The organism is Mesonia aestuariivivens (assembly GCF_019311235.1).
GTDB lineage: Bacteria > Bacteroidota > Bacteroidia > Flavobacteriales > Flavobacteriaceae > Mesonia > Mesonia aestuariivivens.
In genome coordinates this window covers 1-6,680 of sequence record NZ_JAHWDF010000030.1, presented here as the reverse complement: position 1 = coordinate 6,680, position 6,680 = coordinate 1, and the positions used below count along the sequence as shown (strand labels likewise).

Below are 6,680 nucleotides of genomic sequence, written 5' to 3'. Positions count from 1 at the left end.
GGTAGAAATTTGTGGGCGGTACGCGGTCACTCAACCGAAAACTGTTGAATAACTGCTCTTGCTATACTTTTTTGCCTTGCATATCATGAAATTAATCTTTTTTAGTAAATTGTGCAACAGGCACAATATGTATAATTCATAAGGGTTTCAGAGGTTCTCGAGCAGTATCATCCGCATCAAATTTGGGTGGTAACCTGATAGGTTTGAATCCCGCAATCCCTTACGAAATCATACACTAATCGTTGGTTGTAATGAAACAACAAACCTATTTCTTCAAAACAAGAGAAAATTTTTGAACACAACAAACAAAGATTTGCACACATAAATCACATCCTATTTGAACAATTTTGCATCGTAAAAATAATAAATAAAAGATGGAGAATTTAAAAAGAAAAGATTTGAGCAATTTATCAAAACGTTTAATCAGAGCAGGTGAACTCTTAGTTTCTGGCGAAGACCAAAAAGAATTAGACTCTTATTTTAATACAGAAAATTTTCAATTTCACGGTCCAGGATTTGACGCAGATTACAATGGTCTAATTAGTTACTTTCAAGCTGTACAAGCTGCATTTGGTCCATTAGTAATTAAAAGAGGAATTATAATTGAACAGAACAATTATATCGCCTGTCAAACATTCATTGAAGGAAAATTTATAAATGATTTTACCCAATCACCAATTGGAATCATATCACCAAATGGAGAAAAAGTAGTTTTCGATTTAATGAATATCTTCAAATTTGATAATCAAGGTAGATTAATTGATGAATGGGTAAGAATGGATAATAGAGGTTTTCTTAATCAGCTTGGTGTAAAGGAAAGTAAATAGCATATAGCAGGTTTCACAAAGGATGGGAAATTCATTTAGAAAAGTACCATACCTTTGTTTAAAATTGAAATATAATTTTATAAGGATGGAACTAATTCGATTAAAATCAATTAAAGAATATCATAAAGCACTCGGAATTGGTAATCCTGAGAATCCGCTCTTAAGTGTTATCGATCTTTCTAAAGTTGAGCCCCATCCGGGAGAAGGCTTATTAAGCTATGTTTTTGATTTCTATTCAATTTCGCTAAAGAGAACAGAAAGTGGTAATATAAAATATCGTTATGGACAACAAAAATACGATTTTGACAATGGTATTTTGTATTTCATTGCTCCCAATCAAGTTTTTTCTTTTGATGCAGATGAGAATTTTTCTTCCAGTGGTTATATCATACTTATCCATCCAGATTTTCTATGGAAAACTTCTCTAGTAAAAACAATAAAAAGATATGATTTTTTCAATTATAGGATAAATGAAGCCCTTTTTGTATCGGAAAAAGAAGAAGCTATATTAACTACTTTTATTAAAAATATAGAACTTGAAAATAATTTGAATATCGATAAGTTTACTCAAAACATTATAGTTTCCCAAATTGAGTCATTTTTAAGTTATTCAGAACGCTTTTATCAGCGTCAATTTCTATTTAGAAAAATTAACAACCATCAAATTCTTGAGCGGTTAGAGGATTTGATAGATGCTTATTTTAAAAATGAAAATTTAGAACAGAAGTCATTATTGTCAGTGAAATTTTTAGCGACAAGTTTGAACATATCTTCAAATTACCTGAGTGGTATTTTAAAAACACACACAGGTCAAACCACACAGCAACATATTCACAATAAATTAATTGAAAAAGCGAAAGAAAAGTTATCTACTACCCAATTGACAATTACTGAAATAGCTTATGAATTAGGTTTTGAGCAAAGTCAAAGTTTCAGTAAACTATTTAAAAGTAAAACAAAGTTAACTCCAAAAGAATTTAGAGAGACGTTCAACTAAATCTAAAATATACTAACAAAATCACTACAGCTAACAATGGTAACCGTTGCACAAGTCTAAATTTCTAAGAAAAGAGGATTATTCTGATTTTTAGGAATAGTTAAATTGTTGCTTTCTAAGGGTATGGTGTTATTGAAATCTACTATTAATTTTAAATTTGATTAAGAAAGAGGTTGTGCAATAGGCACACCGTATAACAAAAATAGCGGTAAAGGTGAAACGCCGAAGATAAGTTTTAAGCTAAATGCTGCTTAGTTTTTATAAAATACACTAAATTGTATCAAACCAAAATAGCAACACCTGTTGCGTTAGAACATTGAATGCGCCAAATTTGCAACAATTCTTTTCTAAACTCATCGTTTCGTTATTCCTTCACATTATGTGGATAATTCTTGTTTCGATTCTGGAATCGTAGAATATGTTCTTTTAGAATCACACCTTTATCAACATTTATAGCGTTTTTTATGGTCTTATTTTCATTCCAACTTTCGCGACCAGATATAACAGATGGCACATGTACCATTAATGCTGCAGAAATAGATCTTGAAGCACTTTCCCAAAAATAACTTGGTGTATGATCTACCGCGTAGTAATCAATATTATCTATAGCAATTATTGGGTATTTAAAAGTGGTAGGTTTTGCGAAATAAAAACCCATGCCTTCGTCACAACTCACATCAATAATAAGTGAACCAGGTTTAAGCATCGATTTTTCTTCTTCTATTACATAATCAATTGGATCGTCTGTATCCTGATATGTACCATTAATTATTATTTCAGATTCATTAATTAAATCTAATAATGGTCTTTGTGAACCATCATGTTCAATAACAATTAGTCGTGGTTCGTTTTCGTTTCCTTTTCTAACTCTAACATAGTGTACATTTAAGACTTCTTCTCTTACTTCATGATCTGGCCTTTGGATGCATATAGTAATATCTCTAAAACCATGCGCTTTTAAGGCGTAAATAGCACCTCTACTTACAGCACCAAAACTAAATATAATTACCTTCCGTTGATTTCCATAATGACCATCTATTCCCTTTAATTGCAATGCGTGTATAACTGCACTATATCCAGCCATTTCATTGTTTTTATAAAATGTATGTCTTCCCATTTGTCCGCTAGGAGTCCACACATACATATCTTCAAAAGCAATTAAGGTTAATTTTTTATCTATAGCAGTTTGTGTAACTTTCTTATTTTGAGCACAATGGGGATAACCCCAAATAATACCACCATCTTTTAGTTCTTTAAAATCTGATAAAATAGGTTTGGCAATTATAGCGCGACCTATGCCTGCTAAAATTTCATCTCTTGAAGCAACTCCTCCAGTTAAGGCACTGATATCTTCGTCTTTTATATTGAATGGTTTTCCATAACCTTCTTCAAAAATGAGTTGTCTTCGAATATATTCTGGAAGTCTATTTAAATGTTCCGGGTGAATAGGTACTCGCCTTTCATCTACTTTCTTTGAAGTACCAATTACCCCCATTTTTAAAAAAGTCATATATTTTTAAATTAACACGAATTGCAGAGTAATGACATGAGCAAAGCGTAAAATTAAAATTAGATAGTTACTTACTAGCAATCAGGCATTAAGTTGCTCACTAGGTTTTTATTAATCAAAATAAAGACTTAAAGTAAAAAGCCTCTGGAATTCGCTGAAGTAGTACGAACAGATTTAATATCAACAGACAAATAATACTTTGTCAAAGGTACCTTGAAATAAACGATTATAAGGATAATACCAAACTAATATCTAGAAACTTACTAAACCGAAACATTATGCTTTAAAATTAAAATACCAAAATAAAACTATTACCAATCGAGTGGATGGCTCTGCCAATAAATGACGGAGTGGAGTTGCTAGCTTTACGCGGATATAAAATTTAAGACCATTTGTTATAAAACAAGTATCTTAGAACCATAAAAAAACGTTATTATAGTCCTGAATTCAAGGAGCAGGCAGTACGATTAAGTGACCAACGCGACAACATAAAGGAGCTAGCAGATGAACTAGGCATCGAGGTCCAAAGGATTTATAAATGGCGCAAGACAGCTACATTGCCTAAGCCTGAAAAACCAATACCCGATGATACTTTAGAGCTAAAAAGACTTCGAAAAGCGCTAAAAGAAAAGGAACTTGACTTGAGAAATTAAAAAAGGCCGTGCACATCTTCTCCTAGAGCGATGGGAAGTCTATGGATTTATATTCAATCGAGAGGATGTAAAAAATCTTTAAAGTAAGTAAGCGTGTTTTTATAGGTGTTACAGTGCCGGTCCGTCAAAACGGGCACTGGAACATAGCCTGTTTACGGATTTGATAAAAAAGGAATTTCATCTGAGTCAAAGGCGCTATGGCTCTACTAGAATAGCGGAGCAACTAAAACGTAAAGACCACTGTATATCCAGGTATAGAGTGGCTAAAATTATGAAAGTGAATCATTGGGTAAGCAAACACAAAAGGAAGTTTAAGGCTACCACTAATTCCAATCACAACTATCTGATTTGTAGAAATTTATTGAACATAAACTTTAATTCCAGCAGGTTAAATGCTGCTTGGTTTAGCGATATTACTCATATTCAAACCAATCAAGGCTAGCTGTACCTAACCACTATTATTGATTTGTTTGACAGACAGGTAATAGGGGGGGAGGCACTGAGTAGAAGTTTGCATACCAACCAAACTATTGTTCCTGCAGGGAAAATGGCTGTAAGCAAACGCAATATAAACATGGATTTACTATTCCACTCAGATCGAGGGATATAATACGCCTCAACAACATTTAGAACATTTATTAAATCCAACCCGTTGGTGATCCAATCTATGAGTAGAAAGGGAAATTGTTGGGATAATTTTGTTGCAGAATCCTTCTTTAAAACTTTAAAAGTAGAACTTATGTATGATTATGATTTTAAAACTATAGAACAGGCTAAAACCACTATTTTCGACTGTATAGAAATAGGGTATAACAGGAAACGATCACACTACTTTTTGGGATACAAAACTCCCTACGAAGTAGAACAAGAATTTTATCAATTTAAAAATGCGGCATAGGTCTTAAAAAAATTGTCCGACTTTTTCTTGCAAGTCCAGTTTAAGAATTACTTCTTTTCTAACAACCTCTCCAAATAAGCCACCTTTTCTTTTTCAGCTTCTAATAAGCGTTCATAAAGCTTCTTATTTTCATCAACCGATTCCATTAATTTATCCAAAGGGTTAAATGTACAAGTATTGTGATGACCAAAATTACTACTAGATACCTTTTCATTAAAAGTATTAAAATAATTCACCATTGCCTCCTCAGAAAAATTCTCAATTCCTTCTTTAGTTACTCCCAATATTTTAGCTACTTGTTCAAGTTTTTCATCCTCAACTCGTTCGCTTTGTTCTAAGCTAGAAACGCTTTGTTGACTGATTCCTAATTCTGCGGCAAGGGTTTCTTGCTTCATTCCGCGAAGTTCCCTGATCCGGCTTATCTTTCTGCCGATATGGCTTGGTTTTATTGCTGTACTCATACTCAAAGATAATAATTCTTATTTAAAAATAAACCACCCATTACCTATTTGTATACTACAAGTTGCACTTGGTATTTTACAACTGGCTTTGGTTCGGTACAGCGAATCTTTTTTAAAACTTGAAGTCTGTTAATTTAAAAGCCAAAATTATGAAACAAAAGATTATTCCCGAGCATCAATTAACCAAACTCATTGAAGTAATTCGCTCCATTCTGGAAGTACATTCCATTTATCTGATAGGCGGGCAGAGATTCCAAACAGCATCGGTATATACGTTTGATATGAACAATAGTACATCTGAAAAAACAAAATACTGTCTTAGCTTAATTATTGTAAGTCATCAACATATTGCTGTGTTAAAAGAAGTAATGAATGAATTATTCACCAAAATGGATGAAGAAGTAAAAGTTTATCTTATTCCTTATACGTTGAATGATTTAAACTATCGTTTAACATCTGGAGACAATTTTTTAAGTAGGATCTTGAATACAGAAAATAAACTTTATGGTGTACATGATTTGCAGGTCACGAGTTATTGTTCACATCCAAAAATGTATGCTGAAATCGAGAAGCAATGGAAAGCGAGAATAAATAGGGCTTTTTACTTTGAAGAAAAGGTTAATATATGCGATACCGTTTATGACGAAACAGCCAAAATATTAATTCTCGCTGAAGCATTACGCCAAGCTTGTTTAGCGCTCTTATATGTTTTTTGGGAATATAAGCCTGTCTATTATAAGCTCGATTATCTTTTAAATCTTTGCATTCATTTTTGTGATTGTCCGAAAATTATTTTTCCCAAAACCTCTTTTCGTTCTCATCGGGTATACCATTATTTCTGTCACGCTGAATACCTTATAAACTTTAAGTCTGAAGATTTAATCTCATTAGGAGATAGTAATTATGCGCATCAAATATGCTGTCTATTTTTGACAGAAGTTAATAAAGAAGGAATTAAAAAACTTAAAGAATTAAAAAATATGCATTTTAAAAAATGATATACGATGAAAACTAAAAAGCTGAATACATTAAAATTGAAAGGATTAAAAGATATTGGAAACGGTGAATATGGTTTGCAAAAAGAAATAACACCACAGCATACCTTTAGAACTGCGAATATACGTTTTGAAGATTATGAAGAACACCTTATGAAAACAACTGCTTTACTAAAGGTCTGTATATTAGCACTGGATGGGCAAGGAGATTTCGGATCAATCTCAAAAGTTGGGTCTAAATTGAAAAATAACTTTCTTTGCGTTTTAAATTCCATTGATGAATAAAAGCACTGAGTTTTCCTTGTTAAGTTTAATATTACCAGAAGGAATATTAGAGTA

Annotated in this window: 9 protein-coding genes; 7 read left to right on the top strand and 2 right to left on the bottom strand. The window is 32.4% G+C overall.

Features of this window, described 5'->3' with window-relative positions; all coding sequences use genetic code 11:
* Nucleotides 1-374: 374 nt before the first annotated feature.
* Both KW502_RS14850 and KW502_RS14845 read left to right on the top strand, forming a co-directional pair.
* Nucleotides 375-827 carry a nuclear transport factor 2 family protein gene (locus KW502_RS14850; RefSeq protein ID WP_219041340.1) on the top strand — a complete coding sequence of 151 codons (453 nt, stop codon included), beginning with the start codon at nt 375-377 and terminating at the stop codon, nt 825-827.
* 85 nt (nt 828-912) lie between these two features.
* Nucleotides 913-1,824: a helix-turn-helix domain-containing protein gene (locus KW502_RS14845; RefSeq protein ID WP_255554284.1), complete on the top strand. Its 912-nt coding sequence runs from the start codon at nt 913-915 to the stop codon at nt 1,822-1,824.
* A gap of 364 nt (nt 1,825-2,188) precedes the next feature.
* Here the strand turns inward: KW502_RS14845 and KW502_RS14840 are convergent, their stop codons facing one another.
* Complete coding sequence (locus KW502_RS14840) at nt 2,189-3,334, bottom strand: N(5)-(carboxyethyl)ornithine synthase (RefSeq protein WP_219041338.1); 1,146 nt, start codon at nt 3,332-3,334, stop codon at nt 2,189-2,191.
* A 419-nt stretch (nt 3,335-3,753) separates the two neighbouring features.
* On the opposite strand from KW502_RS14840, the gene KW502_RS15695 reads away from it, so the two are divergent.
* From KW502_RS15695 to KW502_RS14825, 3 genes are all read left to right on the top strand, one after another.
* On the top strand, nt 3,754-3,987 hold the full coding sequence (locus KW502_RS15695) for a transposase (RefSeq protein WP_219041341.1): 234 nt from the start codon (nt 3,754-3,756) through the stop codon (nt 3,985-3,987).
* 160 nt (nt 3,988-4,147) lie between these two features.
* A complete protein-coding gene (locus tag KW502_RS15690; RefSeq protein ID WP_219041337.1) occupies nt 4,148-4,429 on the top strand; it encodes an IS3 family transposase in 282 nt (93 codons plus the stop codon).
* A gap of 225 nt (nt 4,430-4,654) precedes the next feature.
* A complete protein-coding gene (locus KW502_RS14825; RefSeq protein ID WP_219041336.1) occupies nt 4,655-4,885 on the top strand; it encodes an IS3 family transposase in 231 nt (76 codons plus the stop codon).
* 47 nt (nt 4,886-4,932) lie between these two features.
* On the opposite strand, the gene KW502_RS14820 is transcribed toward KW502_RS14825, so the two are convergent.
* The gene (locus KW502_RS14820; protein WP_219041335.1) at nt 4,933-5,346 is read right to left on the bottom strand and encodes a helix-turn-helix domain-containing protein; all 414 of its coding nucleotides are present in this window, start codon (nt 5,344-5,346) and stop codon (nt 4,933-4,935) included.
* A gap of 149 nt (nt 5,347-5,495) precedes the next feature.
* On the opposite strand from KW502_RS14820, the gene KW502_RS14815 reads away from it, so the two are divergent.
* On the top strand, nt 5,496-6,344 hold the full coding sequence (locus KW502_RS14815; RefSeq protein WP_219041334.1) for a hypothetical protein: 849 nt from the start codon (nt 5,496-5,498) through the stop codon (nt 6,342-6,344).
* Between the two features lie 6 nt (nt 6,345-6,350).
* A complete protein-coding gene (locus KW502_RS14810) occupies nt 6,351-6,626 on the top strand; it encodes a hypothetical protein (RefSeq protein ID WP_219041333.1) in 276 nt (91 codons plus the stop codon).
* Nucleotides 6,627-6,680 lie beyond the last annotated feature (54 nt).